The following is a 26,078-nucleotide window of genomic DNA, read 5'->3' as shown; positions in this document are numbered from 1 at the left end:
GTGCCCGTGTGGAGCGGCTCACGTCGAGGTTGGCACTCGCGGCGGGTCGGGTCAAGACTCCGACCGGCCGAGCGGGCATCGACCGCAGCGGGTGTCCGCCGGTCAGCCGGCGGGCAGGCGTCCGGCCTCGACGGTGGCCAGGGCGGCGGTGGCGCCGCCGAGGGCGCCGGCGGTGTCCAGGGTGGAGGCCTCCAGGCGGCAGCCGCCCGCGCCCGGGGCGTGGGCCCGGGCGGCCAACTCCGACCGGGCGGCCGGCAGCAGCCACGGCGCCAGCGCGGCGAAGTGGTCGCCGAGCACGACCGTCTCCGGGTTGAGCAGGTCGGCCAGGACGGCGACGCCCCGGCCGAGGTGGCGGCCGATCTCGGCCAGGCCGCCGCACACGACCGGGTCGTCCTGACGGGCGAGCGCCACGATCCGGGTCAGCTCCGGCAGGTAGTCGGTGACCGGGCCGTCGGCCTCCGCGTCGGGCAGCAGTCGACGTACCACGGCGGGTAGCCCGACCAGGGCGGACAGGCAGCCGTGGTGGCCGCAGGCGCAGGACGGCCCGGCCGGGTCGAGCGGCAGGTGCGCGATCTCCCCGGCGAAGCCGCGACCGCCGCGCAGCAGTCGCCCGGCGGCGATGATGCCGGCGCCGACGGTGAGCCCACCGGTCAGGTGCACCAGGTCCGAGCTGCCCGCGTGGCCACCGTGGCGCTGCTCGGCGAGGACGGCGAGGTTGGCGACACTGTCGACGGCGACGGTGAACTCCGGCTCCCGCAGGATGGTCCGTAGCTGCGCCGCGACCGGCACGTCCCGCCAACCCAGGGCGCTGGCCAGCGGCACCGCGCCGGAGGGGTCGACCAGCCCCGGCACGCCGACGGTGAGACCCAGCACGGTGCGCCCCTGGGCGGTGACCCGGCCGACGGCCCGCCGGGCGAGCGCGGCCAGGGCGCGCAGCGTCTCGGTGGGGGAGACGGTGGTGGCGGCGAAGGCCCGCCGCCAGGTGAGCAGCCGGTTGCCGCCGAGGTCGACGGCGACGGCCACCAGTTCGTCGGCGCCGATCTGAAGGCCCAGGGCGGCGTACGGCTCACCGTCGAGCACCAGCATGGTGGCGGGTCGACCGACCCGGTTCTCGGTGAGCCCGGTCTCGCGGAGCAGCCGTTGGTCGATCAGCTCGGTCACCAGGCTGGAGACGGTGGCCTTGTTCAGCCCGGTCCGGGCCGCGATGTCCGCGCGGGAGCAGGGGGAGTGCAGACGTACGTGCCGCAGCACCACCGCCCGGTTGGCGACGCGTACGTCACCGAGGTCGCTCGGCTGCGGTTCGTTGTGGATGCTGATCACGTTCTGCCCGCTCCCTGCGCCGGTGTCGCGCGGCGCGCGTCCATCTTCGCGTACCGCGCTGGCGGGACTGACCAGGCCGCCCGCCTGTCTTGTGGGACGGATAGCCGTCGATTAGTTTGTTCGGCTAGAACCCCAACTAATCCTAGCCTGAGCCTCCGGCTCCGCAAACCGATACCGATGACGAAGGGAGTGCGCCGTGAAGCCTTCCCTGCCGAGCGCATCCACCGACCGACGGACCATGCTGCGGCTGCTCGGCCTCGGCGCGGCCGCGACCATGGGCGGCGGCGCCCTGGCCGGTTGCAGCAAGGAAGCCGGCAGCCAGGGCAGCGCCACCAGCGCCGACGCCATCAAGGCGGTGCTGCCCACCTACCAGCGGGCCGAACTGCTCAAGCCGGACATCCCAGGCGAGGGCCCGATCCCGGACGGCTACCTGAGCTATCCGACCGAGCTGGTCGACGCGATCACCGAGCAGCCCGGCCGGGGCGGCCCGCCGATCCAGACGATGAGCCCGTGGTGGGGCCCGACCCCGCCGCCGCTGGGACGCAACTCCTACCTGAGCGCGGTCAACGGCAAACTCGGCGTGGAGGTCAACCCGAGCCTGCAGGACGGCCTGACCTACGCCGACAAACTCAACGCCATGCTCGGCGCCCGCGACGTGCCGGAGCTGCTGTCCGCGCCGAACTGGGAGGTGGACAAGGTCGCCCGGTTCTCCGACGCGGTCAAGGCGCTGTTCACCGACCTGACCGACCACCTCCAGGGCGACAACGCGGCGAAGTACCCGTACCTGGCGGCGCTGCCCACCGGCGCCTGGGAGTACTCGGTCTGGGGTGGGCGGCTCTACGCCGTGCCGTTCCCCACCGACGGCCCGTTCGCGTGGGCCATGTTCTACCGCAAGGACCTGCTCGACGCCGCCGGGATGGCCGCCCCCACCAGCCCCGAGGAGCTGTACGAGTTCGGCAAGAAGGCCACCGACCCGGCCAAGGGCGTGTGGGCCTTCGGCAGCGTCTTCGAGATGGTCCAGCAGTACTTCGGCTGCCACCAGACCTGGCGCAAGAAGCCCGACGGCGGCCTGGAGCACAAGTTCGAGGATCCGGCGTTCGAGGCGGCGTTGGAGTTCACCGCCCGGCTGTTCGCCGAGGGCCTGGTGCACCCGGACACGGTGGCCAGCAAGGGCGCCGACGAGAAGCAGCTGTTCAACTCCGGGAAGATCCTGATGTACCGGGACGGGCTCGGCGCCTGGCAGGGCATGCAGAGCGAACGGTCCAAGGAACTGCCCACCTTCAACATGCAGCCGCTGCCGGTCTTCGGCGCGCAGGGCGCCCAGCCGGTCATCTGGGGCAGCGAGAAGCCGGTCTTCTACACCTTCCTGAAGAAGGACCTGTCCGCCGAGCGGGTCGACGAGGTGCTGCGGGTGCTCAACTGGTGCGCCGCCCCGTTCGGCAGCCGCGAGTTCGAACTACGCGAGTACGGCGTGGAGGGACAGCACTTCACCCGGGGCGCCGACGGCACGCCGACGCTGACCGAGCGGGGACGCGCCGAGCTGGGCGCGCAGTACACCCACATCGGCGGCCGGGTGCCGGTCAAGGTGCGCAGCGGCGACACCCCCAACTTCGTGCAGGACTACCTGGGCTACTACCGCAAGCACATCGACCAGATGGAGAAGGACCTGTTCGCCGGGATCAAGCTGGAACTGCCGGCGAACTGGTCGAAGATCATCCAGCCGACCGACGACAAGCTCCGCGACATCCTGCGCGGTCGTCGCCCGGTCAGCGACCTGGCCCAGGTACGCAAGGAGTTCCTCGACACCGGCGGCGAGGAGGGCCGCGCGTTCCACGAGAAGGCGCTCGCCGACAACGGCCGATGAATGAGCAGGTAGACGTGCCGCCGACCGACCGGGAGCCGGCATGAGCGCCACCGACACCGTCGACACCCGACCACCCGCCGGGCGTACGCCGTCGCCGCGGCGTCCCCGGCGGGGTCGCCGGCGCAGCCTGCGGTCCCGGCTGCGCCGCGACTGGCCGCTGCTGGCGATGGCCGCGCCGGCGGCGGCGCTGCTGCTGGTCTTCCACTACCTGCCGACGCTCGGCAACATCATCGCCTTCCAGGACTACAACCCGTTCGTCGGTGACAACCCCCTCGAGGCGTTCCTCAACAGCGAGTGGATCGGCTTCGGCAACTTCGAGGCGCTCTTCCGCGACCCACTGTTCTGGGACGCGGTACGCAACACCCTGAGCATCACCGCGTTCCAGCTGGTGTTCTTCTTCCCGCTGCCGATCATGTTGGCGATCCTGCTCAACAGCGTCGTCTCCGGGCGGGTGCGCGGTTTCGTGCAGAGCGTGGTCTACCTGCCGCACTTCTTCAGCTGGGTGCTGGTGGTGACGTTCTTCGTGCAGATGCTCGGCGGAGCCGGGCTGCTGGCCCAGGAGATGCGCCAGGCCGGCTACGAGCCGTGGAACATCATGACCAACCCGGACACCTTCATCGTGCTGGTCACCGCCGAGGCGGTGTGGAAGGACCTCGGCTGGGGCGCCATCGTCTTCCTGGCCGCGCTGTCCGCGATCGACCAGAACCTGTACGAGGCGGCGGCGGCCGACGGCGCGGGCCGGTGGCGTCGGCTGTGGCACATCACCCTGCCCGGACTGCGGCCGGTGATCGTGCTGCTGCTCATCATGCGGCTCGGTGACGCGCTGTCGGTCGGCTTCGAGCAGTTCATCCTGCAACGGGAGGCGGTCGGCCGGGAGGCCGCCGAGGTGCTCGACACCTTCGTCTACTACCAGGCGATCAGCACCCAGCAGTGGGGGCTCGGCGCGGCGGCGGGCCTGTTCAAGGCGGCGGTCGGGCTGGCGCTGATCCTCACCGCGAACAAGGTCGCGCACCGGCTCGGCGAACAGGGGGTGTACTCGAAATCATGACCGCTCAACTCAGTGGCGCCGGACCGGTGCCCACGGCACCGACCACGGCGGGGCCACCCGCGCCACCGCGTCGACGTCGCCACCCCGATCGGCCGATATGGGCGGGCAGCCCGTCGACACCCCTGACCATCGGCAAGGGGATCGTGCTCACCCTGCTGGTCGCGGCGGTGCTGGTGCCGCTCTGGGCGGTGCTGGTCACCAGCCTCGCCTCCCGAGGCACCATCGACGACGCGGGCGGCATGGTGATGATCCCCCGGGAGTTCGACCCGTCGGCGTACATCACCATCTTCAGCGGCGGCGACGTGACCCGGGCGGTGTGGATCAGCACCCTGGTCACCGTGGTCGGCACCACGGTCAGCCTGGTGCTCACCGTGCTGGCCGCGTACGGGCTGTCCCGGCCGGGCTCGGTGGCCCACCGTGGCCTGCTGTTCTACTTCCTGCTGACGTTCCTGATCTTCCCCGGACTGGTGCCGAGCTACCTGGTGGTGACCGGGCTGGGCCTGAAGGACAGCATCTGGTCGCTGATCCTGCCCAGCGCGATCAGCGTGTTCAACCTGGTGGTGATCCGCGCGTTCTTCATGAACGTGCCGTCCGAACTGCTCGACAGCGCCCGCATCGACGGCGCGGGGGAGCTGCGGATCCTCACCCGGATCGTGCTGCCGCTGTCCAAGGCGGTGATCGCCGTGGTCGGGCTCTTCTACGCGGTCGGCTACTGGAACGTGTACTTCAACGCGGTGCTCTACATCGACTCCAACGACAAGTTCCCGATCCAGCGGGTGTTGCAGAGCTACATCCTCGCCGGGCAGTCACCGAACGTCTCCGGCGCGACGGTGAACCTGCCCGGGGTGACCGCGTACCCGCCGACGCTCGCGGTCAAGATGGCGGTGGTGGTGGTGACGGTCATCCCGGCCGTGATCATCTACCCGTTCGTGCAGCGTCACTTCACCAAGGGCGTGATCACCGGAGCGGTGAAGGGCTGACCCATCGCGTGGGGCGGCCCCGTCCGCGCGACGCCCGACTCCGTCCAGTCGGGCGTCGCGCGGACGGTCAACCCTGCGCGGGGAAGAACCCCGTGAAGGGCACGACGGTCACCGCCGCACCGTTGAGCAGTGACCGGGCCGGTCGGTCGGCATCGCCGACCCCCGCGAGCGCCAGCTGCCCCACCAGCACTGGGCCCCGGGTCTGGATCCGCAACTCGTCGCCGTCGCGGACTGCCTCGATGATCGTGTCTGCGTCCACGTCGTGCACCACCGTACGTCCGTCCACCGCGCCCCAACTGACCAGGGTCACCGGTGGGAAGGGCCCGTCGCCGACGGTGGCCCCGGGCTCGACCAGCGGCAACAGCGCGCCCCGACGAACGTACAACGGCAGCCGCTCCAGCGGCGACCGCACCCGTAGGTGTCGGCCGCCCGGATGCAGCTCACCGGTGGCGGCGTCGAACCAGTCGTCGCCGACGGGCAGGTACACGTCCCGCTCCCCGGACGCGTCGATGATCGGCGCGACCAGCAGATCCGAGCCGAGGCGGTACTGCAACTCGGTGGTCCAGGCCGTCGGATCCTGCGGCGTGTCGACGAGCAGGGCCCGCATCATCGGTACGCCGGTGCGGGCCGCCTGCACCGCCGCCGACCAGAGGTACGGCATCAGCCGGTAACGCAGCCGCAGGGCGGCCACCGCGAGTCGTTCCGCCTCGGCCGGGAAGTCCCACGGCAGTCGGCTGGTGGTGCCGTGCAGCCGCACCAGCGGCGACAGCGCCCCGAACTGCGACCAGCGTACGTAGAGGTCGGGCTCGGGAGTGCCGTGGAAGCCGCCGGTGTCGTGGCTCCAGAACGGCACCCCCGACAGTCCGTGCGACAGGCCGCCCCGCAGCGTGCTGGCCAACGCCGGCCAGGTGGCGTTGACGTCGCCACTCCACTGCGCGCTGTGCCGCTGCCCACCCAGATACGACGAGCGTGCCCACACCGCCCGGTGACCGGCCACCTCCTCGGTGACCCCGGCGACCACGTCGTTGAACAGCAGGGCGTAGACGTTGTGCAGCTCGACGCCGGTCATCCCGTTGTGGGCCACCGCGTCGGCGGGCACCCCCTCGGCGAAGTCGGTCTTGAACACCGCCACCCCCTGCCGCAGCAGAGGCCGTAGCAGCCCGGTGAACCAGTCGACCGCCTCCGGGTTGGTCAGGTCCACGATGGCCGAGGCGGGGTAGCTGCCGTGCCACACGTCGGCGACGTAGGTGCTGCCGTCGGCGCGGCGCAGGAAGTACCCGGCCGCGTCGGCCTCGGCGTACAGGGGGCTGCCCGTCATCAGGTAGGGGTTCATCCAGAGGCAGACCCGGAAGCCCTGCTCGGTCAGGGTCCGCAGCATCCCGGCCGGGTCGGGGAACGCCTCGGCGTCCCAGCGCAGGTCCGACCAGCTGCCGGCGACCTGCCAGTAGCAGTCCAGGTGCAGCACGTCGCACGGAATGTCGCGTTCCCGGATGCGCCGGGCCCGCTCCAGCACCCGTTCCTGACTGTCCGGGTAGAAACCCGAGGAGACCCAGGTGCCGAAGGCCCAGCGCGGCGGCAGGTACGGCTTGCCGGTCAACCGGTGCAGCCGGTCGAGCACCTCGGCGGGGGTCGGTCCGGCCAGCACGTAGTAGTCGAGCAGGTCGTCGGGGACGAGGATCTGCACCGCGCTGTGGGTGGACTGGCAGACGTCGAACTGCACCGGCATCCCGCTGTCGACCAGGACTCCGTAGCCACGGTTGGACAGGTAGAACGGGACGTTCTTGTGCGACCGGTCGGATTCGCTGCCGAAGGCGTCGAAGTTCCACATCAGGGCCCGCTGGCCGCGCTTGTCCAGTGGGGTGAACTTCTCGCCGAAGCCGACGAAACGTTCGTCGCCGGGGGCGAGGAAACTCTCGTGCCAGGCGACGCGGACACCGTCGGTGGTGGAGTGCCCGAACGGCAGGGTGCGCTGCCGGCCGCTGATGTCGACCGTGCCCGGATCCTGCTCCACCAGCAGCGAGCCGTCGGGACGTAGGAACCGGATGTGCCACGGATCGAGGCGGATCTCGGCGATCACCGCTCCGGCGTCGACGCGGATCCGCTGGTCCTCGACGGCGACGGTGGCCGGGTGGGTGCCGGGGTGCACCAACGGCATCAGTCGGGCCGACCGGCTGCGGGCCTGGGGGTCCTCGGCCAGGCGTACCCGGATCACGCCGTCGCCGGCCGCGTCGACGCGGACCACCGCCGTCACCCCGTCGGCCAGCACCGCCTTGACGGTCGCGCCGTACGCGTCGGTGCCGGCGACCTCGGCCCGGCTCACCACGGCCGGACCGCTCTCGCCGGGAGCACGCACCGGCAGATCGGGTGGGTCGGCGACGAAGGTCTCGTAGGGCACCAACGGCGGGCGGTACGGCATCAGCTCTCCTCGACGGGGTTAGCGGCGGTGCCGCCAGTTTCTTTAATTACCCAACGAACTGTCAACGATGATCGTTGATGTGGCCGTATGTCGGGCGGTTGACATGCGCAGGGATGATCCATAGTTTGGATGGATCCCCAACTAACAGCGGGCTGGTGGTGCTGATGTGGATCGACGGCCCGCTGTGCTACGGCGGTGACTACAACCCCGAGCAGTGGTCGGCGCAGGTCTGGTCCGAGGACGTCGCGCTGATGCGTCAGGCCGGTGTCAACCTCGTCACCGTGGGGGTCTTCGCCTGGTCCCGACTCGAACCGGCGCCCGGCCGCTACACCTTCGACTGGCTCGACCAGGTGCTCGACCTGCTGCACGGCGCCGGTGTCCGAGTCGCCCTGGCCACCCCCACCGCGTCACCGCCGCCGTGGTTCTCCCTGGCCCATCCGGGTGCGCTGCCGGTCACCGCCGACGGGGTTCGCCTGCACCACGGCAGCCGGGACACCTACTGCGCCGCCACCCCCGCCTACCGGGAGGCCGCGCGGCGCATCACCGCCGCCCTGGCCGACCGGTACGCCCAGCACCCGGCGCTGGCCGGCTGGCACGTGCACAACGAGTACGGCACCACCTGCCACTGCGAGCACGCCGCCCGCGCCTTCCGCCGATGGTTGGCCGACCGCCACGGGGACCTGGCCGCCGTCAACGACGCCTGGGTCACCAGCTTCTGGAGCCAGCACTACTCCGACTGGGCGCAGATCAGCACCCCCCGGGCCACCCAGTACCTGCCCAACCCCGGTCAACTGCTCGACTTCCGGCGCTTCTGGTCGGACACCCTGCTCGCCGCGTACACCGAGCAGCGCGACCTGCTGCGCACGGCGAACCCGGCGCTCGCGATCACCACCAACTACGTGCTCGGCGACTGGGTACCGGTCGACCACGCCCGCTGGGCCACCGAGGTCGACCTGGTCGCCGTCGACCACTACCCGTCCGCTGTGGACGGCGGGGCCGAGGAACAGACCGCCCTCGTCGGTGACCTGGCCCGTGGCTGGGCCCGCCACGCCGCCGCCCACCGCCGACCCACCCCGCCGGGCGCGTCGACCTGGCTGCTGATGGAGAGCGCACCCAACCAGATCCACACCGCCGGACGGATGCACACCAAGGAACCGGGGCGGATGCTGCGGCACAGCCTCGCCCACGTCGCCCGTGGCTCGCACGGCGCGCTGTTCTTCCAGTGGCGGGCACCGGCCGGCGGCGCGGAGCGCTTCCACTCCGCCCTGGTGCCGCACGCCGGCCCACAGAGTCGGGTGTTCCGGGAGGCCGTCACACTCGGTGCCGCGCTGCGCCGGCTCACCGAGGTCCGAGGTGACGTCGAGGCGACCGTGGCGCTCGTGGCCGACGCGGCCAGCGGCTGGGCGCTGCGGCATCCGGGCCTACCGTCGACCCTGCCGGACCACCACGACGAACTCGCCACCGCGCACCGTCTGCTCTGGCGAGCCGGCTACGGCTGCGACACCGTGACCCCGGGCGACCCCCTCGACGGGTACCGGCTGCTGATCCTGCCCGCCCTCTACCTGATCGACGACGCCACCGCCGACTGGTTGCGCGGGTACGTCCACGCCGGAGGTCACCTGCTGGCCACCTTCCTCAGCGGCGTCGCCGACGAACACGCCCGGGTACGCCTCGGCGGCTACCCCGGCGCGCTGCGGGACCTGCTCGGGGTCTACGCCGAGGAGTTCCACCCCCTCGCCGCCGACGACCACGTCCGGCTCGACGACGGCGGCACCGGGCGGATCTGGTCCGAGACGCTGCACCTGACCGGTGCCGATCCCGTCCTGTCCTACGCCGGAGGCGTACTCGACGCGATGCCCGCCGTCACCCGGCACCAGGTCGGCGACGGCGTCGCCTGGTACCTGTCCACCCGCCTCGACGACACCAGCCACCGCCGGCTGCTCGACACCGCCGCCCGCGCGGCAGGTGTCGAGCCGGTCTGCCCCGGCGCACCCGAGGGCGTCGAGGCGGTCCGCCGCCGCCACGGCGACACGAGCTGGCTGTTCCTGCTCAACCACACCGACCGTGAGCAGCGCGTACCGGCACGAGGCTGGGAGCTGCTCCACGCCACCCCGGCCGAGGACGCGGTGACCCTGCCGCCCGGCGGTGTCGCGGTGCTCCGCGAGAGCGCGGACTGACCCGACGACCTACCGGCCCCGGCTGGCTCAGCCGGTGGCGACGGCGGCGCGCGAACGGTCGGCGGCGATGCGTACCGCCAGCGCCGCCAGCACCGTACCCATCACCATCCGCTGGACACGCAGCCACAGCGGCCGTCGGCTGAGGAAACCAGCGATACCACCGGCGGTCAGCACGATCAGCGCGTTCACCGTCAACGCCACGGTGATCTGGGTCAGCCCCAGCAGCAGGCTCTGGACGGCCACGTTGCCGCGCGCCGGATCGATGAACTGCGGCAGCAACGACACGTACAGGATGGCGATCTTCGGATTGAGCAGGTTGGTGACCATCCCCATGGTGAACAGTCGCCGGGCCGGATCCGGCGGCAGCGGCACCGGGGCGAACGGCGACTGCCCACCCGGGCGCAACGCCTGCCACGCCAGCCACAGCAGGTACGCCGCGCCGGCCAGCTTGACCGCCGTGTACAACGCCGGCACCACCCCGAACAGTGTGGCGATGCCCGCCACCGCCGCCACCAGGTAGACCGCGAACCCGGCGGCGACGCCGAGCAGCGAGATCAACCCGGCCCGCCGACCCTGGGTCACCGAGCGGGACACCAGGTAGACCATGTTCGGCCCCGGCGTCAGCACCAGCCCCAGGGCAACCAATGCGATTCCGACAACACCCGCCGTACTCACCATGCTCTTGACCCCCGTCCTGTTTCTGCGGCTGAGCCTAGTGCGACGGGAAGGCCGGACGTTCCCGTGACGCTGCGTCGTCGGGAGACGGTGGTCACGTTACGGTTGACCGGGGAGGTGGCGACGGTGGAGCTGCGGTGGGAGGCGTCGGTCGAGGCGCAGATCAGGTCGGCTCAGGAGCGCGGCGAGTTCGACAACCTGCCCGGTGCGGGCAAGCCGATCGCCGGGCGGGGCCTGCCGTACGACGAGTCCTGGTGGATCAAGAGTTTCCTGGAGCGCGAACAGGTGCCGACCGACCTGTTGCTGCCCACTCCGCTGCTGCTGCGTCGCCGCATCGAGCACCTCGCCGACGAGGTCCGGGACCTACCGACCGAGCAGGCCGTACGCGCGGTCGTGGCCGAGCTCAACGCGGAGGTGCTGGCCTGGCTGCGTAACCCGTCCGGCCCGCAGGTCGCGGTACGCCCGGCCGACGCCGACGCGGTGGTGCGGCGCTGGCGAGACGACCGCCGAGCCGCCACCCCACCGGCGCCCGCCCCTGCACCGGCGCCGTCGCGACGGCGCTTCTGGTTCCGCCGCCGCACCACGTGACGGGACGACGTCGCCGGTCGCCGACGCCTCGCCGAGCCCGGCCCGGGTCGCGCGGGCGACACCGGCCGTCGGGCGAAGCGTCGGCGGGGACACCCCTTTCCCCGCCGACGCTTTCAGGGCCCCCGTCAGGCGATCACACGCCGGCCCTGGACCCGCGGTGGCGTTCGCCGCGGTGCCAGTTGGGCGAACGCCGCACCGCCGGTCACCACCCACCATCCGGGTGAGGCCCTGCGCGAATCTTGCGAACCTCTTGAATCCGCAGATCAGCGGTGCTGGCAGCCGCCCGAGCGGCGTACCGGTGGTGGCCGGGTCACGCGAGCGGCTGCTCGGGTGTGGTCACTAGCGGACACCCCTTGAACACTTCCTGTGGAAAACTTGAATCCGCCGGTGGGGTGGCAGGTGCGACAGTGGGGGCTCATGTCCGTGGAGTTCAGGCTGCTTGGCGAGGTCGTGGCACTCGCCGACGGCAACCCGGTCGACATCGGTCACGCCCGGCAGCGCTGCGTGCTGGCGGTGCTGCTGGTCGAGGCGAACCGGGTCGTCCACGTTGACCAGTTACTTGAGCGGGTGTGGCCGGACCGGCCACCGCAGCGGGCACACAGTTCGCTCTACAGTTACCTGTCGCGGCTACGCCGCTGTCTCGCCGGGTTCCCCGACGTCCGCATCGACCGACAGCGCAGCGGCTACCTGCTGGCGGTGGATCCGATGACGGTGGACCTGCACCGCTTCGAGAAGCTAATCGACCGGGCTCGGCGAAGCGCCGACGACGGGACCGCCCTCGACCTCTTCGACGAGGCGATCGGTCTGTGGCGCGGGGAGCCGTTCGCGCCGCTGGACACGCCGTGGTTCCACAACCTGCGTACCGCCCTGCAGCAGCGTCGACGGGCGGCGGAGCGGGACCGGACCGACGTCGCGCTACGGCATGGTCAGCATGCGACGTTGGTGGCGGAGTTGTCGCGCGAGGTCGTCGAGCATCCGTTGGACGAGCGTCTCGCCGGTCAGCTCATGCTGGCGCTGTCCCGTTCCGGGCGGCAGGCCGAGGCGCTCGACCACTACCAGCGGATGCGGCACAGCCTGGCCGAGGCGCTGGGCGTCGATCCCAGTCCAGACCTACAGGAACTACATCTGCGGATCCTCCACGGCGACCCCGAGTTCGCCGCATCGTCGCGGGCACGAGCGGTCGGCACGGCGGTGGTCCCGCAGCAGCTGCCGCCCCGACCGGCGATGTTCGCCGGTCGTACGCATGAGCTGGCGACGCTGACCGCCGCCCTCGACCGGCAGCTGGCGAACGACGGCGGTGTCGCCGTCTGCGTGGTCGGGGGAATGGGTGGGATCGGCAAGACCTGGCTGGTGCTGCGGTGGGCCCACGACAACCTGGACCGTTTCCCCGATGGGCAGCTGTATGTCAACCTGCGGGGCTTCGAACCCTCGGCGGAGGTGATGCCACCGCCGGTGGCGCTGCGCGGCTTCCTCGACGCTCTCGGTGTGCCACCGGCGTCGATGCCGACGGAGCTGGACGCGTTGGTCGGCCGGTACCGCAGCCTGGTCTCCGGTCGGCGGATGCTGATCGTGCTCGACAACGCCCGGGATGCCGAGCAGGTACGCCCACTGCTGCCCGGTGCCCCGGGATGCGCGGTGGTGGTGACCAGCCGCCAACAGCTGTCCGGCCTGGTGGCGGTCGAGGGCGCCAGCCAGATCTCCGTCGACCTGCTCACCGCCGCCGAGTCACGCGAGCTGCTGGCCCGGCGGCTGACCGAGTGTCGGCTGGCGGCCGAACCGGCCTCGGTGGACGGCATCATCGAGCGCTGCTCCGGGCTGCCGCTGGCGTTGGCGGTCGCGGCGGCCCGAGCGGCGGCGCGTCCCGACTTCCCGCTCGCCGTCCTCGACCGGGAACTCGCCGAGGTCCAGGGCAGCCTCGACGGCTTCGCCAGCGGCGGCGACCCCGCCACCGACCTGCGAGCGGTCTTCTCCTGGTCGTACCGGGCGCTCGGCGCGCCGGCGGCGCGGCTGTTCCGTCTGCTCGGGCTGCATCCGGGACCGGACATCTCCGCACCGGCGGCGGCCAGCCTGGCGGCGCTGCCCGAGCGACAGGTGCGTCCGATCCTCAGCGACCTCGTCCGGTTCCAGTTACTGGTGCAGCGGGTGCCGGGCCGGTACACCTGCCACGACCTGCTGCGGGCGTACGCGGCGGAGATGGTCGAGTCGCAGCCCGCGGCGGAGCGCCGGGCCGCCCTGCACCGGATCGTGGACCACTACCTGCACAGTGCCGTCCGGGCCGACCGGTGCCTGTCTCCGCTGCGGGATCCGATCGCGACACCGCCGCCACAGCCAGGGGTGGCGCCGGAGGATCCCACGGACAACACCGAGGCGATGGCCTGGTTCACCACCGAGCTGCCGGTGCTCGTCCAGGTGGTGGGGCTCGCCGCGAGGAGCGGCTTCGAGCAGCACGCGTGGCAGGTGGCGTGGGCGATGAGCACGTTCATGGGCCGGCGGGGCTGCTGGGCCGACCTGATCACCGTACAGAGTCACGCGTTGGCCGCCGCGGAGCGTCGCGGCGACTGGGCGGCGATGGCCCAGGCGCACCGCGACATCCTGCCGGCCTACTCGGAGACCGGCCGCTTCGCGACGGCGCGGGCTCACCTGGAGGCGGCGCTGGTGCTGTTGGACGACCTCGCCGACCGGGTCGGCCAGGCGCACACGCTGCTGGGGCTCAGTTGGATCAGCGAGAAGGAAGGGGACCAGGCCGCCGCGTTGCGCCACGACGAGCGGGCGCTGCAACTCTTTCGGGACAGTGGGCACGAGGCGGGGCAGGCTCGGGCGCTCAACGCGCTGGGCTGGGACCACGTCATCCTCGGCGAGTACGCGGAGGCGATCCGTTACTGCGAGCAGGCGGTCACCGTGCAGCGGCGGCTGGCCGATCGCACCGGCGAGGCGAACAGCTGGGACACCCTCGGCTACGCCCATCACCATCTCGGTGAGTACCAGCGGGCGGCGCGTTGCTATCAGCGTTCGCTGACCCTCAGCCGGGAACTCGGCCACCGCTACAACGAGGCGGAGGCGCTGAACCACCTGGGGGACACCCACCAGGCTCTCGGCGAGCCGGAGGCCGCCGAGCGTTGCTGGCGGCAGGCGTTGCAGATCCTCACCGAGCTACAACACACCGAGGCCGATCAGTTGCGGGAGAAACTCGCCGCCGTCCACGCCGCCGGAAGGTGACGAGCGGCCCGCCATCTGCGGCGCATCCGGGCTCGTGGTCTGCCCTGCTGCACGGGGCGTGCGACGCGGATCGACCCACCCGCTGCGCGCGGAAACCGGATGCAGCCGGGCGGTCGTCGCTGTTGGATCTCCGTATGAGGCGTGATCTGGTCCATCCCCGCAAGGCCCGTCCAGGAGATCGCGTCGCGGTCGTCTCGCCGTCGTTCGCTGCGGCGGGCGCCTACCCGGCGATCCATGAGCAGGCCATGCGACGCCTCACCGAGGTCACCGGCCTGCTACCGGTCGAGTACCCGACCACCCGGCAGGTGGGTGCGACACCGCAAGCGCGGGCAGCCGACATCAACGCCGCCTTCGCGGACCCCAGTGTCCGTGGCATCCTCGCGGTCATCGGAGGGGACGACCAGATCACGGTCATCCCTCACCTGGATGCCGAGCTCGCCCGCGCCGACCCGAAACCCTTCCTCGGCACCAGCGACAACACCAACCTGCACCACTGGCTGTGGGGGCTCGGGATCACCAGCTTCTACGGCGGATCGTCACAGGTTCACCTCGGTCCCGGCCCCGCCGTGGACGACGTCCACGCGCGGTCGTTGCGGGCGGCTCTCCTGACCGGTGAGCGCCTGGAGATCACGGACCCGGGTGAATCCGAGGACATCGGGGTCGACTGGGCCGACCCGCGAGCACTGCGGCACTTCGGCGAGCGGGAGCCGACTGAGCCGTGGACCTGGCACGGACCGTCCCGCTCGGTGACCGGTGCGACCTGGGGTGGTTGCCTCGAAGTCATCGAGTGGATCCTGACCGCCGGGCGTTTCCCGTTCGCCCCGGACGTGCTGGACGGCGGGGTGCTGATCATCGAGACCTCCGAGGAACTGCGTCCCGCCCGCGACATCGGACGGATCGTCCGTGCCCTCGGCGAACGGGGGATCCTCGCTGCGGTCGACGCGGTCCTGGTCGCACGCCCACCGGCTTCGAACCTCACCAGCCAGCCGTCAGCCGCCGAGCGGGCCCGACTGCGCGAGCAGCAGCGCGACACGGTCGTCGAGGTGGTGACCCGCTACAACCCGCAGGCCGTGATCTGTGTCGGCGTTCCCTTCGGACACACCCGACCGCAGTGGATCCTGCCCCATGGCGGGTCCATCACCGTCGACGGCCGCGATCGCCGAATCGTCGCCGACTACCGATAGACCCGAGCGGGCGCTCGGCGGCACGCCACCCGGAGCACCGTGGCATGCCGCCGCTTCCCGCTGACGCCCTGAACAGCTCAGCGCAGCTCACCGACGAACCGTGACGCCTTGCACTCCAATTATCGGATTATCGTTTACAGCAATCCGATAATTGGAGTGCAGAAAACCGGCAAATCGACCATGCATCATAATGTCAGTTAAGGTGCGTAAGCACTCAGGCTGTTGTCATCGCCTGCCGGACACCAGCCCGACCGGGCCACCTGCGCCCAGACGGCCGTGAGTCCCAACCGCATCACGATCAAAGATGTGGCGGGCCCCAAGCGTGCGGGCCACCGGGTCGACGCCTCGATCCGTAAGGTTGTCGGATGGCATTGCGGCTTGTTCAGGTGAACTACAAGGCTCGGGACGACGCGGCCCTCGGCCAGTTCTGGGCAGATGCGCTCGGCTGGGGCGTCTCCAGCGAGGGGCCCGGGGTGACCAACATCGAACCGGTGGGATTCTCCTGGCCGGACCCGACCGCGGTCTGCATCGACGTGGTCCGCGTCCCGGATCCGGAGACGGTGCGTTACCGCGTACACCTCGATCTCGCCACCACCTCCGAGGCCCATCAGGCGGAGCTGGTCGCCCACCTGCTCTCCCTCGGTGCCACCCATGCCGACATCGGCCAGGGTGACGTGCCGTGGACGGTGCTGGCCGACCCGGAGGGCAACGTGTTCTGCGTGCTGGAACCTCGGGAGATCTACCGGGACACCGGGCCGATAGCCACGGTGGTGGTCGACTGCGCGGATCCGCGCGCCATGGCCCGGTTCTGGGGCGAGGCGACCGACTGGATCGTGCACGAGGTGACCGACGACCACGCCCGGCTGCGGTCGGCCGCGGGCGTCGGGCCGTACCTGGAGTTCCTCCGGACGTCGGGGGAGCGGACCTGGTGGAGCCGGGCCCACCTAGACCTGAAGCCGTACGCCGGTGACGACCAGGCGGCGGAGGTGGCCCGGCTGACGGCGCTCGGCGCCACCGTCATCGACGTCGGCCAGGGCGACGACGTGTCGTGGAAGTGTCTCGCCGACCCGGAGGGCAACGAACTCTGCGTCCTCTCCCCGGGCTGACCCCAGCCCGCGACCTGATGCCCGAGCGGTGTACGTCGGCTACCCGCGACCGTACGCCGCTCGGGCTTCGGCGACCTGTGCCGCCTGGCGCTCACGCCAGCGTTTCTGCGCCAACCGGTTGCAGCTGCGGCAGACCCGCCGCAGGCGACCCGTGGCGGGGTCGATCTCCCGTTCGTGCCCGTTGCGGCAGTGTTGGCGTTGGGCCCGCCGCCGAGCGCTGTCCGCGTGGCTGAGCTGGCGCAGGTGGGTCGGCTCGATGCAGTCCGGCACCGCGCAGTCGTGGTGGACCTCCAGGGTCGGGTCGTAGCCGCCGACGAAGACCGCGTACGCCGCGATGTGCGCCCACGCCCGACCCGCGAGCTTCTGGTGCACGCCGCGCCGGGCGCCGTAGCCGCGCACGATCAGGCATCCGGTGTCGCTGCGGGTCGCGCGACTGAGCAGGTACGCCCGGAGGGTCTCCTCGGTGAATCGTCGGGACAGACCGTTGACCTCAGACAGCACAGAGTCAGGGTAAGGGCCGGGAATCCCAGCTGCACGATTTGCCGATCATGAAATGTCGGCGCGCCTGATCGTCAACCCACAACGGGGCTGAGAGCATTTTTCGCATGCGTGGGTCCAACACTGTGGTGCAGCAACGCCCATCGGCCTATCCGGCCCTGCCAGACGGGCCGATGGCCGTCACCGACGCGTGGTTGCGTAACCGGCGGTTGAGCGAGCACACCCGTGACGCGTACCGCCGCGACGTCGCCGGCTGGCTGGTCTGGTGCGAGGCCCGTCGGCTGGATCCGCTGCGCGCGAACTTCCTGCACGTCAACGAGTACGGGCGAGCCCTGGAGAGCAGCCTGGCCGCCCGGACCGGCCGTCCACTGACCCCGGCGACCGTGGCCCGGAAACTGTCCGCGCTGTCGAGCTGGTACGACTTCCTGGTCAAGCTGCGGGCGGTCGAGTCCAACCCGGTCTCCGGGGCCGACCGGCCGCGCGTGGATCGGGACCACTCGGTCACCGTCGGGCTGACCCCGGACGAGGTGGATGCGCTGCTCGCGGTCGCCGAGGCCGAGACCGGCCCGACCGCCGCCCGTAACCGCGCCGCCGTCGCCCTCCTCGCCGACCTGGGACTGCGGGTGGGCGAGTTGGTCTCGCTCAACCTGGAGGACCTGGGCGCCGAGCGGGGGCACCGCAGTGTGCGGTTCGTCGGCAAGGGCGGCCGGCCCCGTCGCCGGGCACTGACCCCGGGCACGGCGTACGCCGTCGACGCGTACCTTGCCGAGCGGGCCGCCGCGCAGGGGGTCGAGGTGAGTCAGTTGACCGGTCCGCTGCTGGTCACCGCCAGCGGTGCCCGGCTCGACCGGCACTCGGTGTTCCGGCTGGTCCGACGGCTCGCCCGCAGTGCGGGGATTCCGGCCTGGTCGCGGCTGTCCCCCCACTCTCTGCGGCACGCCTTCGCCACCACCGCCCGCGCCGAGGGGGTGCCGTTGGAGGACGTGCAGGACGCGATGGGGCACGCCGACCCGCGTACCACCCGCCGCTACGACCGGGACCGGCACAACCTGGACCGGGATCCGGCGTACGCCATCTGGGCGGCCCGGGCCCGCCGTCGCGGCTGACCCCGTCAGCCGCTGGTCGTCGAGACGCAGTACACGTCGCCGGAGTTGGCCTCGTGCGGCAACGCGAGCAGGTGCGCGGCCATCTCCCCAGCGTCGACCCACCGCCCGAGGGTCAACGCCTTGTCGTCGCCGAGGGCCACGTCGAACCCGCCGAAGCCGAGCGTGGTGAGCCGGTCCAGGCACCGCAACGCGACCGCCCGCCCGATCGTGGTGAACTCGAACGACAGGGCGGGCAGCGGGTGGCTCAGACCAGCGAGCACGGCGTCCTCGAAACCCTCCACGTCGATCTTGACGAAGGCCGGTGTGCCGTGCTCGGCGATCAGCGTGTCGACGGTGGTCACGGGTACCTCGATCTGACCGTCCCAGACCTGGTCCTCCCAACCGCCCGCACCGGCGGCGGCGCTCACGAAGTCGGTGGAGGCGGTGGAGACGGTGGGGTTGGCCGAGTTGACCAGGAAACCGATCCGGCCGGGTGCGGCTCCGCAGGCCGCCTCGACCAGCGTCACCTCGTCGTCGTCGGCGTAGATGGCCCGTAACGCCCGCAGGCACAGCGGTTGCGGTTCGACGGCGACGACCCGGGCGCCGAGCCGCCGGAAGCTGCCGATGTGGTCGCCCACGTGTGAGCCGATGTCGAAGACCAGGTCGCCGGGGTGGACGAAGCGGGAGTAGAAGGAGTCCATCGCCGCGTCCCGGTCCGGGTTGCCGTAGTAGACCTCCAACGAACGGCGCAGCGAGGCGGTGCGCGGGTCTGTCTTGAGCGCCTCGACCGCGGCGGAAAGGGTACCCATCGCAGCACCCTAACCCGCCCGACGTGCGCGTCGTGGCGGTCCGCGTGGCTGCCGTTCACCCGGTGTGACGTACCTCGGTGTCCCAGATGTCGGCCCACGGACGCCGCAGTCCCCGGCACACCCAGATCGGCCCGCCGTTCTCGTCGTTGTCCACCGTCACCCCCAGGTCCACCCGACCGGCGAGGGTGACGTCAGTGAACCAGGACCGCAACCGGTCCGGCCGTGCGAACCCGACGGCGATCACCACGTCGGCGTCGTCCGGCGGCCGACCGAAGTCGGCCATGCTGTTGTGCCCGGAGTACGCGGCCGGCAGCCCGCGCCGCGCACCGAAGCGGGCGACCGCGCCCGCCTCCCCGTAGTTGCCGGTGAGGATGACCGCCCGGTCCCGCTCGGGCTCCGGCAGTGCCCGGTGCACGGCGGCGAGCGAATCGGTGAACGCCGGCCAACCGATGGTCTCCCCGGCGTCGTAGTTGATCGCCACGACGAAGTCGGGCAGCCCGTCGGGAGGCAGCACCGGCAGCAGCAGCACCGCGTTGCTGGCGGCGGTGAGCGCGACGACCGCCGCCAGCAGGGCGCGACGTAGGCGACCGCGTGCCGCCCAACCGACCGCGACGACCGCACCGGCGGCGGTGAGCACCAGCAGCAGCGGGGCGTCGTAGTAGCCCTTGCCCCCGACGAGCAGCACGATGCCGGTCACCACCAGCCAGGCCCAGCCGAGCGCCCGGTGGCCACGCCAGCCGGGCCGACGCAGCAGCACCACCAGGCCGGTCAGCCAGATCGGCACCACGAACGGGCTGATGATCACGAATTGCAGCAGCAGGGCGTCGAGCCGACCACTGTAGGAGCTGTCCCCGTCGGAGATCGCCGCGGCGACGTCCAGTTGGGGAAAACCGTTGGCCGCCTGCCAGCTCAGGCTCGCGGCGGCGAGCAGCCCGAACAGCGCGGCAGCGGTCAGCACCCACCGGTCACGCAGCAGCCGCCGTGGCCCGGCCACCGTCAGCCCGGCGACCAGCCCCACGGCGAGCAGCGCGGGTAGCAGCTTGTTGAACATGCCGACGCCGAGCAGCAGCGCGACGGCGAGGGCCCAACGGCCGTTGCCGCCCCGCAGCAGTCGCACCGTGCACAGCGCGGCGGCCAGCCAGATCACCACGTCGACGGTGGTGGTGCTGAGCAGGTGGCCGGGCGCCAGCACGATGCCGGACGTGGCAGCGAGCAGGGCGGCGAAGGTCTGGGTGCCCCGGTCCGCGCCGAACTGCCGGGCGATCGCGGCCACCAGCAGCACCGCACCGGCGGCCAGCAGCGCCGATGGGGTCCGGAGGGCGAGCAGGCTGCCGGGGGCGAGGGTGTCGGCGAGGCGGGCCAGCACCGGCACCAGCGGACCCTGGTCGACGTACCCCCAGTCGAGGTGCCGGCCGGCGAGCAGGAAGTACAGCTCGTCGCGGTGGTAGCCGTACCGGGGGGAGAGGACCAGCAGGACCAGGGCGACCGCCCCGGCGACCAGCCACGGACCGATGCTCGGCGGGCCGGGCGCGGGAACCGGCGGCCGGTCTGTCGTACCGGTTCGGACCTGCGGCGTGGCCGTCGTCACCGTTTCATTGTCACCCGTGAACGCCCGATCGGTGGTCCCCCGACGGGGGCGGCCTCGCCGACTTGACGGTCGATACGGAGCGAGCTAATAAGGAAGTGGAAGTTGAGTCAACCGGACTCAACTAAGGACCTTCGGCCAGGAGAACCGAGGAGGCACCCCGATGCTGATGCGTACCGACCCGTTCCGTGAGATCGATCGGCTCGCCGAGCAGTTCTTCGGCAGCACCAGCCGTCCCGCCGTCATGCACATGGACGCCTACCGCGACGGCGACTACTTCTACGCCGCCTTCGACCTGCCCGGAGTCGACCCGGAGAGCATCGACTGCACGGTCCAGCGCAACGTGCTGACCGTCCGCGCCGAACGTCGCCGCCCCGTCGACGACAACGTCGAGCTGGTCGCCGCCGAGCGTCCGATGGGCGTCTTCAGCCGCCAGCTCTTCCTCGGCGACACCCTCGACACCGACAGGCTCGAAGCCGGCTATGACAACGGCGTGTTGACGCTGCGCATCCCCGTGGCCGAGCGCGCCAAGCCCCGCCGGATCGCCATCAGCGCGAACGGCAACGGCCGCAAGGAGATCAGGGCCTGACGAGCAGCACCCGGCGTGGCCGGACGGGACACGGCGCGGTCCCACCGGCCACGCCCACTTTCCGCCCGCCACGGCGACCGATTCTCTACCGTCGGATGGTGTGGGCGCTGCGCAACCGTGGAGCAGACCAGCCCGGCGACGACATCCGATGCGGACCGGCCTCGCCGTCGTCGGAGTCGGCGTGGCACTGTGCTGCGTCGGGGTGGCCGGGCTGGGCGCCTGGAACCTGCAACTGGTCACCCAGGCCGCCGCCCCGGTCCGGGAGACCGCCGAGGGGTTCCTGCGCGAGGTCACCACCGGCGACACCGACAGCGCGTACGAGCGGCTCTGCGCCGACGCCCGGACCCGATGGAGCGAACTCGGCTTCACCAGCTGGGTACGCACCCCGCCGGTGGTGCGCGACTACGAGATCGTGGACGTGTCGGTGGCCACCCGCGCCGGCCGACCACACGGCAAGGTCACCGTCCTGCTGACCCGCGACACCGGCAGCACCGAACAACGTGACCTGCTGGTGGTGCGGGAGGACGGCGGCTGGCGGGTCTGCGGCGACCCGTACTGAAACCGGTCACACCGGGACCGGCTCGGCCGCCTCGACCAGCCGACCGTCACGCAGCACCACCACCCGGTCGGCCATCTCCACCAACGTCGGGTCGTGCGTGGCGACCAGGGCGGTCATCCCCCGGGCGTGCACCAGGGCCCGCAACAGGTCCATCACCGCGCGGCCGGTCTCCGAGTCCAACTGGCCGGTCGGCTCGTCGGCGATCAGCAACGCCGGGTCGTTGGCCAGCGCCCGGGCGATCGCCACCCGCTGCTGCTGCCCGCCGGACATCTCGTAGGGGCGCTGCGCTGCCTGTCCACCCAGCCCGACCAGTTCCAACAACACCGCCACCCGCTCGTCGCGCTGCGCGGCCGGGACCTTCGCCAGCCGCATCGGCACGCCCACGTTCTCCGCCGCGGACAGGATCGGGATCAGCCCGAACGACTGGAACACGAACCCGATGGTGTCCCGGCGCAGCCGCAGCAGCTCCCGCTCGCCGGCCGAGGTGACCTCCTGACCGGCCACCCACACCCGGCCGGCGGTGGGCCGGTCCAGGCCACCGACGAGGTTCAGCAAAGTGGTCTTGCCCGCCCCGGAACGGCCCCGCACCGCGACCAGCTCACCCCGCCCGGCGCGGAACGACACGTCCCGTAGCGCGCGGACCACCCGATCGCCACCGCCGTAGTCACGGCTGAGCCCCTCCACCCGGACCAGATCCTGCTCGCTCACCGCGCACCCCTCTCCTCGCCGGAGCGGACCTGCACGTGATCCGGCTCCAAGGTCAGCCTCACCCGGTCCCGCAGGGCCAACGCGTCGACGAAGCTCGTCGGCAGCTGCATCCGCCCGGCCCGGTCCAGCACCGCGTACTCCTCGGTGATCAGTTCCTCGACGCCGTCGGCGCCCACCCGCGCGGTGCGGTGCACCTCGGAGGCGGTGCGGCCGTCGCGGATCGCGACCGTACGCCGCACCTGGGAGGCGACCTGCGGGTCGTGGGTCACCACCACCACGGTCACGCCCAACTCCGCGTTGATGGTGCGCAGCGCGCCGAAGACCTCCCCGGCCGTCGCCTCGTCCAACTCCCCGGTCGGCTCGTCGGCGAAGAGCACCTCCGGGTCGTTGGCCACCGCCACCGCGACGGCGCAGCGTTGCTGCTCGCCACCGCTCATCTGCCCCGGCCGACGGTCCGCGCAGTACGCGACGCCGACCATCTCCAGCAGCTCCGCCGCCCGCTGCCGCGCTGACCGGCGACCACGGCGCGCCAGCCGCATCGGCAGCTCCACGTTCTCCCGGGCGGTCAGGTACGGCAGCAGGTTGCGTGCGGTCTGCTGCCACACGAACCCGACGGTGTGTCGCCGGTACCGCAGCCGTTTGGCCGCCGACATGGTCAGCAGGTCGTAGCCGGCCACCCGGGCGATGCCCGCGGTCGGCGTGTCCAACCCGGACAGGATGTTCAACACCGTCGACTTGCCGGAACCGGACGCACCCACGATGGCCAGCAGCTCACCACGGTCCACCACCAGGTCGAGGCCCTGCAACGCGACGACCTCCACACCCTCGCTGGTGAAGATCCGCACCAGTCCGTCGCAGACGATGTGCCCACGCAGCCGATCGGCGCCACCGGCACGGGCGGCGGCCCGTTCCGCGGCACGCCGCTGCAACGTCGCCAGGTCCGGAACATCCGGCACCACGGTCATGAGTTCTCCTCTCCCAGACGCAGCGCATCACCGAGGCGCATCCGTCGGTTCATCAGGCTCTCCACCGCCAACCCGGCCGCCAGGCCCACCACCACCAGCCCCAGGACCGAGGCCAGGACCAGCGGATCCAGGTGCTCGCGGATCGGCACCCCGGGGGCGAACGCCGACAACCCCAGAGCGGATCCGAGGATCCGGGGCAGGGCCGCACCCACCGCCGCCCCGGTCACCGCCGCGACCAGCACCAACGGCACCAACTCGTACACCAGCAACCGGCGGCCCCGCCCGGCCGACAGGCCCAGGGTGCGCAACCGGGACAGCATCCGACCTCGACCGCCGGCATCGGCGGCCACCGCGAAGCCGACCGCGAGGACGGCCAGCGCGCTGCCCCCGGCGGCACCGGCGGTGAACGCCAGCGTCAGCACGTCGTTGGCCCCGGACCGGTCCAGTTCCCCGCGGTAGGCCCGCCAGGTCTGCAACGACGCCGGCAGCTGCGTGCGTGTCACCGGCACGCCGAGCACCTCGGACTGCCGCTGCCGCTGGGCCTCGTCGGCCACCTCCAGCAGGTGCGCGGCGTCGATGTCGTCACCGGCGACCAGATACCGGTTCGGGATGATCGGTGTGTGCTCGTACTCGGGCAGCGCCTGCCAGGGCAGCACCACGAACCGTTCGGTGCCGACCCCCACCCCGGGGAAGGTGTCGGTCACCCCGGCCACCCGGAACTCGTACCACCTGCTCTGCACGTCGACGGCGGCCCGGTCGCCGAGCCCGTCGGCCACCGCCGGGGACACCACCGCCGGCACCGGCCCGTCGCCCCGGGCGGCCGAGGTCAGCGCGGCGGGCACGTCCACGTCGACGCCACTGCGCGCCACCACCTCGGCGAAGGCGGGGGCGTCCACCACCAGCACCCGCGCCGTGCCGAGCTGCCGCGACGGCGTCGCGGCGTCCGCCACCAGCCGCCGGTTCGAGTCCACCCACACCCGGGCCAGCGCCGTCACCCCGGGCGTGCGGGCCAACGCGTGCTCCGCGTCAGGGGAGAAGGTGTACCCGGTCAGCCAGGCATCCGCCGGCACCGTCAACGTGGTCGCCCGGTCCCGGGCCGCGTCGACGGCCGTGGTGACCACCCCGCCGAAGACCCCGGTGCTGACCGCGACGATCAACACCGCCAGCGGCCCCAACGCCACCGGCGCGCCGCGCCCGGCGCGGGCCACCCCGAGGAACAGCGACACACCCCGGGCCCGCGCCGCCAGCCGACCGGCCAGCCGCAGCGGCCACGGCAGCAGTCGTACCGCCACCACCGCGGCGGCCACCGCGACCAGCACCGGCACCGAACTGAGGTACGCGTCGACACCGGCGCCCGGATCGAGGCCACGGCGGCGCAACAGCACCACCCCGATCCCGGCCACCACCAGCACACCCGCCTCGACGGTCAGCCGCCGCACCGACGGGCGTCGCCAGGCGACGTCGGCGCGCCCACCGACCACCCCGACCCGCCGCTGCGAGTGCATCGCCAGCACCGGCACCACCACGGTGGTCAACACCGCCACCACCAGCACCGGCCACGGGAACGTCCCCTCAGGGCCGGGCACCCTGGTCCCGACGAACCAACCGACCAGCACCGCCAGCGGCTGCACAGGCGCCGACTCGGCCAGGGTCCGCGACCCGATGGCGGTCAACGCGGCACCCCGGGCCCGCAGCAACGCGAACTCGTCACGCCGCCGCAGCACCGTCAACCGGGCGGCCAACAGGATCAGCCCCAACAGGCTGGCGACCAGACCCGCCTGCACCACCGCGAGCAGGGCCTGCACGGCGTGCAACTGGTCGGCGAAGCGCGACAACGCGCCGTCCAGCGACGTCTGCACGGTCGCTCCCGATCCCCACGACATGCGGCGCGCCTCGGCCACCGCCGCCGTCACCGACTCCAGCGTCGCCGACTCCAGCCGCCGCTCGTCGAGGCGGTACCGCCAGCCGCTGACCGTGGACACCCCGGTACCGGCGGCCACGACGTCCACACCGACCCAGTCGGTCACCCCGGCCACCACGTACGGCTCACCGTCCAGCGCCGGGGTCACCGGCTCCAGGGCGTACCCCAGGTCGTCCCAGACCGGGTCGGCGACGTCACGTGGCGTGAACACCCCGACGACCTTTGCGCCCGCCTGCCCGTCCCGCCCGGCGAAGGAGAGCCGCTGCCCGACGCGCAACGACAGCGTCTCGGCCACCGCCGTGGAGACGACCACCTCCGCCGGCCCGCCCGGACGGGTGCCCGGCCACCGCCCGGCGGTCAGTTCGGCCGCCTCCTCGACACCGGTCTGGGCCCGCAGCCCGAACATCTTGCGCGCCCCGCCGTCCATCGGCGGGGCGTCGCCGACGGCGATCAGGTGTTCCTCGTCCAACGACGCCGCGTACCAGCGACGGTCCACCAGGTTCGGCAGCGGCGACGGCAACTCGGCGGCATACCGGTCCAGGTCGGCCTGCCCGGTCGCGGCCGGTGCGGGCCGCTCCACCGCCAACGACACGTCACGAACCAGGTGCGGCAGACCGGCCACGTCCGCGCGCAACCCCCGGTCGGCGTACTCGCCGGTCAGCCGGGGAGCGGCGGTCAGCAGCAGCGCCGCCACCAGTCCCAACACCGCCAGCAGGACCGCCTGCCCGGCGTACGCCCTGATCCGCCTCGCGGTCACTGGATCGGCCTTTCGTTCGCGACTGCGG

At 71.9% G+C, this 26,078-nt stretch carries 20 protein-coding genes; 11 read left to right on the top strand and 9 right to left on the bottom strand.

The window, feature by feature from the left end:
* Positions 1-102: 102 nt before the first annotated feature.
* Positions 103-1,320, bottom strand: a complete 1,218-nt coding sequence (locus FF096_RS08980; protein ID WP_309222954.1) for an ROK family transcriptional regulator — start codon at positions 1,318-1,320, stop codon at positions 103-105.
* A 196-nt stretch (positions 1,321-1,516) separates the two neighbouring features.
* Between FF096_RS08980 and FF096_RS08975 the strand changes: the two genes are divergently transcribed.
* From FF096_RS08975 to FF096_RS08965, 3 genes are read left to right on the top strand one after another with little or no spacing between them, the layout of a single operon-like run.
* Entirely contained in the window at positions 1,517-3,184 is a 1,668-nt protein-coding gene (locus FF096_RS08975) for an extracellular solute-binding protein (RefSeq protein WP_309222953.1), read from the top strand.
* A gap of 40 nt (positions 3,185-3,224) precedes the next feature.
* Positions 3,225-4,232, top strand: coding sequence for a sugar ABC transporter permease (locus tag FF096_RS08970; protein ID WP_155216330.1), 1,008 nt, complete (start codon positions 3,225-3,227; stop codon positions 4,230-4,232).
* Positions 4,229-5,212 carry a carbohydrate ABC transporter permease gene (locus FF096_RS08965; protein ID WP_155216328.1) on the top strand — a complete coding sequence of 328 codons (984 nt, stop codon included), beginning with the start codon at positions 4,229-4,231 and terminating at the stop codon, positions 5,210-5,212. Before FF096_RS08970 ends, FF096_RS08965 begins: the two co-directional genes overlap by 4 nt.
* Positions 5,213-5,279: 67 nt before the next feature.
* Here the strand turns inward: FF096_RS08965 and FF096_RS08960 are convergent, their stop codons facing one another.
* Complete coding sequence (locus FF096_RS08960) at positions 5,280-7,628, bottom strand: TIM-barrel domain-containing protein (RefSeq protein WP_155216326.1); 2,349 nt, start codon at positions 7,626-7,628, stop codon at positions 5,280-5,282.
* A 164-nt stretch (positions 7,629-7,792) separates the two neighbouring features.
* Between FF096_RS08960 and FF096_RS08955 the strand changes: the two genes are divergently transcribed.
* Positions 7,793-9,805 carry a beta-galactosidase gene (locus FF096_RS08955; protein ID WP_155216837.1) on the top strand — a complete coding sequence of 671 codons (2,013 nt, stop codon included), beginning with the start codon at positions 7,793-7,795 and terminating at the stop codon, positions 9,803-9,805.
* Between the two features lie 27 nt (positions 9,806-9,832).
* On the opposite strand, the gene FF096_RS08950 is transcribed toward FF096_RS08955, so the two are convergent.
* On the bottom strand, positions 9,833-10,483 hold the full coding sequence (locus FF096_RS08950; RefSeq protein ID WP_155216324.1) for a LysE family translocator: 651 nt from the start codon (positions 10,481-10,483) through the stop codon (positions 9,833-9,835).
* A 63-nt stretch (positions 10,484-10,546) separates the two neighbouring features.
* Here FF096_RS08950 and FF096_RS08945 point away from each other — a divergent pair, with 63 nt between their 5' ends.
* The 4 genes from FF096_RS08945 to FF096_RS08930 all read left to right on the top strand — a co-directional run bounded on the left by FF096_RS08945 (position 10,547) and on the right by FF096_RS08930 (position 16,574).
* Entirely contained in the window at positions 10,547-11,068 is a 522-nt protein-coding gene (locus FF096_RS08945) for a DUF1992 domain-containing protein (RefSeq protein WP_309222952.1), read from the top strand.
* Between the two features lie 417 nt (positions 11,069-11,485).
* The gene (locus FF096_RS08940; protein WP_155216322.1) at positions 11,486-14,284 is read left to right on the top strand and encodes a BTAD domain-containing putative transcriptional regulator; all 2,799 of its coding nucleotides are present in this window, start codon (positions 11,486-11,488) and stop codon (positions 14,282-14,284) included.
* A gap of 134 nt (positions 14,285-14,418) precedes the next feature.
* Complete coding sequence (locus FF096_RS08935) at positions 14,419-15,468, top strand: S66 peptidase family protein (RefSeq protein ID WP_155216320.1); 1,050 nt, start codon at positions 14,419-14,421, stop codon at positions 15,466-15,468.
* A gap of 365 nt (positions 15,469-15,833) precedes the next feature.
* Positions 15,834-16,574 carry a VOC family protein gene (locus tag FF096_RS08930; RefSeq protein WP_155216318.1) on the top strand — a complete coding sequence of 247 codons (741 nt, stop codon included), beginning with the start codon at positions 15,834-15,836 and terminating at the stop codon, positions 16,572-16,574.
* A gap of 39 nt (positions 16,575-16,613) precedes the next feature.
* Here FF096_RS08930 and FF096_RS08925 read toward each other — a convergent pair whose 3' ends face one another.
* Positions 16,614-17,075, bottom strand: a complete 462-nt coding sequence (locus FF096_RS08925) for an HNH endonuclease (RefSeq protein ID WP_309222951.1) — start codon at positions 17,073-17,075, stop codon at positions 16,614-16,616.
* A gap of 104 nt (positions 17,076-17,179) precedes the next feature.
* On the opposite strand from FF096_RS08925, the gene FF096_RS08920 reads away from it, so the two are divergent.
* Positions 17,180-18,178, top strand: a complete 999-nt coding sequence (locus tag FF096_RS08920) for a tyrosine-type recombinase/integrase (protein ID WP_155216316.1) — start codon at positions 17,180-17,182, stop codon at positions 18,176-18,178.
* Between the two features lie 5 nt (positions 18,179-18,183).
* Here FF096_RS08920 and FF096_RS08915 read toward each other — a convergent pair whose 3' ends face one another.
* Complete coding sequence (locus tag FF096_RS08915) at positions 18,184-18,966, bottom strand: FkbM family methyltransferase (RefSeq protein WP_155216314.1); 783 nt, start codon at positions 18,964-18,966, stop codon at positions 18,184-18,186.
* Positions 18,967-19,021: 55 nt separating this feature from the next.
* A complete protein-coding gene (locus FF096_RS08910) occupies positions 19,022-20,554 on the bottom strand; it encodes a glycosyltransferase family 39 protein (protein WP_309222950.1) in 1,533 nt (510 codons plus the stop codon).
* A gap of 160 nt (positions 20,555-20,714) precedes the next feature.
* Here FF096_RS08910 and FF096_RS08905 point away from each other — a divergent pair, with 160 nt between their 5' ends.
* Together FF096_RS08905 and FF096_RS08900 are read left to right on the top strand one after the other, a co-directional pair.
* Entirely contained in the window at positions 20,715-21,140 is a 426-nt protein-coding gene (locus FF096_RS08905; protein ID WP_155216312.1) for an Hsp20/alpha crystallin family protein, read from the top strand.
* A 100-nt stretch (positions 21,141-21,240) separates the two neighbouring features.
* Positions 21,241-21,699, top strand: a complete 459-nt coding sequence (locus FF096_RS08900; RefSeq protein WP_309222949.1) for a hypothetical protein — start codon at positions 21,241-21,243, stop codon at positions 21,697-21,699.
* A 6-nt stretch (positions 21,700-21,705) separates the two neighbouring features.
* Here FF096_RS08900 and FF096_RS08895 read toward each other — a convergent pair whose 3' ends face one another.
* From FF096_RS08895 to FF096_RS27015, 3 genes are read right to left on the bottom strand one after another with little or no spacing between them, the layout of a single operon-like run.
* A complete protein-coding gene (locus FF096_RS08895; RefSeq protein WP_309222948.1) occupies positions 21,706-22,407 on the bottom strand; it encodes an ABC transporter ATP-binding protein in 702 nt (233 codons plus the stop codon).
* Complete coding sequence (locus tag FF096_RS08890) at positions 22,404-23,372, bottom strand: ABC transporter ATP-binding protein (protein WP_155216308.1); 969 nt, start codon at positions 23,370-23,372, stop codon at positions 22,404-22,406. The genes FF096_RS08895 and FF096_RS08890 overlap by 4 nt, the downstream gene beginning before the upstream one ends.
* Positions 23,369-26,050: an ABC transporter permease gene (locus tag FF096_RS27015; protein WP_155216306.1), complete on the bottom strand. Its 2,682-nt coding sequence runs from the start codon at positions 26,048-26,050 to the stop codon at positions 23,369-23,371. Before FF096_RS27015 ends, FF096_RS08890 begins: the two co-directional genes overlap by 4 nt.
* Positions 26,051-26,078 lie beyond the last annotated feature (28 nt).

The sequence above is a fragment of the Micromonospora sp. CP22 genome (genome assembly GCF_009712475.1).
Taxonomy (GTDB): domain Bacteria; phylum Actinomycetota; class Actinomycetes; order Mycobacteriales; family Micromonosporaceae; genus Micromonospora.
The sequence above is the reverse complement of the archived record's forward strand: the minus strand, read 5'-3'. Positions and strand labels throughout refer to the sequence as shown.

What these genes read in the sequence shown, in the direction of transcription:
- FF096_RS08970 (WP_155216330.1), top strand. Translation starts at nt 3,225, where the DNA reads ATGAGCGCCACCGACACCGTCGACACCCGACCACCCGCCGGGCGTACG.
- FF096_RS08965 (WP_155216328.1), top strand. Translation starts at nt 4,229, where the DNA reads ATGACCGCTCAACTCAGTGGCGCCGGACCGGTGCCCACGGCACCGACC.
- FF096_RS08960 (WP_155216326.1), bottom strand. Translation starts at nt 7,628, where the DNA reads ATGCCGTACCGCCCGCCGTTGGTGCCCTACGAGACCTTCGTCGCCGAC.
- FF096_RS08955 (WP_155216837.1), top strand. Translation starts at nt 7,793, where the DNA reads ATGTGGATCGACGGCCCGCTGTGCTACGGCGGTGACTACAACCCCGAG.
- FF096_RS08950 (WP_155216324.1), bottom strand. Translation starts at nt 10,483, where the DNA reads ATGGTGAGTACGGCGGGTGTTGTCGGAATCGCATTGGTTGCCCTGGGG.
- FF096_RS08940 (WP_155216322.1), top strand. Translation starts at nt 11,486, where the DNA reads ATGTCCGTGGAGTTCAGGCTGCTTGGCGAGGTCGTGGCACTCGCCGAC.
- FF096_RS08935 (WP_155216320.1), top strand. Translation starts at nt 14,419, where the DNA reads ATGAGGCGTGATCTGGTCCATCCCCGCAAGGCCCGTCCAGGAGATCGC.
- FF096_RS08930 (WP_155216318.1), top strand. Translation starts at nt 15,834, where the DNA reads ATGGCATTGCGGCTTGTTCAGGTGAACTACAAGGCTCGGGACGACGCG.
- FF096_RS08920 (WP_155216316.1), top strand. Translation starts at nt 17,180, where the DNA reads ATGCGTGGGTCCAACACTGTGGTGCAGCAACGCCCATCGGCCTATCCG.
- FF096_RS08915 (WP_155216314.1), bottom strand. Translation starts at nt 18,966, where the DNA reads ATGGGTACCCTTTCCGCCGCGGTCGAGGCGCTCAAGACAGACCCGCGC.
- FF096_RS08905 (WP_155216312.1), top strand. Translation starts at nt 20,715, where the DNA reads ATGCTGATGCGTACCGACCCGTTCCGTGAGATCGATCGGCTCGCCGAG.
- FF096_RS08890 (WP_155216308.1), bottom strand. Translation starts at nt 23,372, where the DNA reads ATGACCGTGGTGCCGGATGTTCCGGACCTGGCGACGTTGCAGCGGCGT.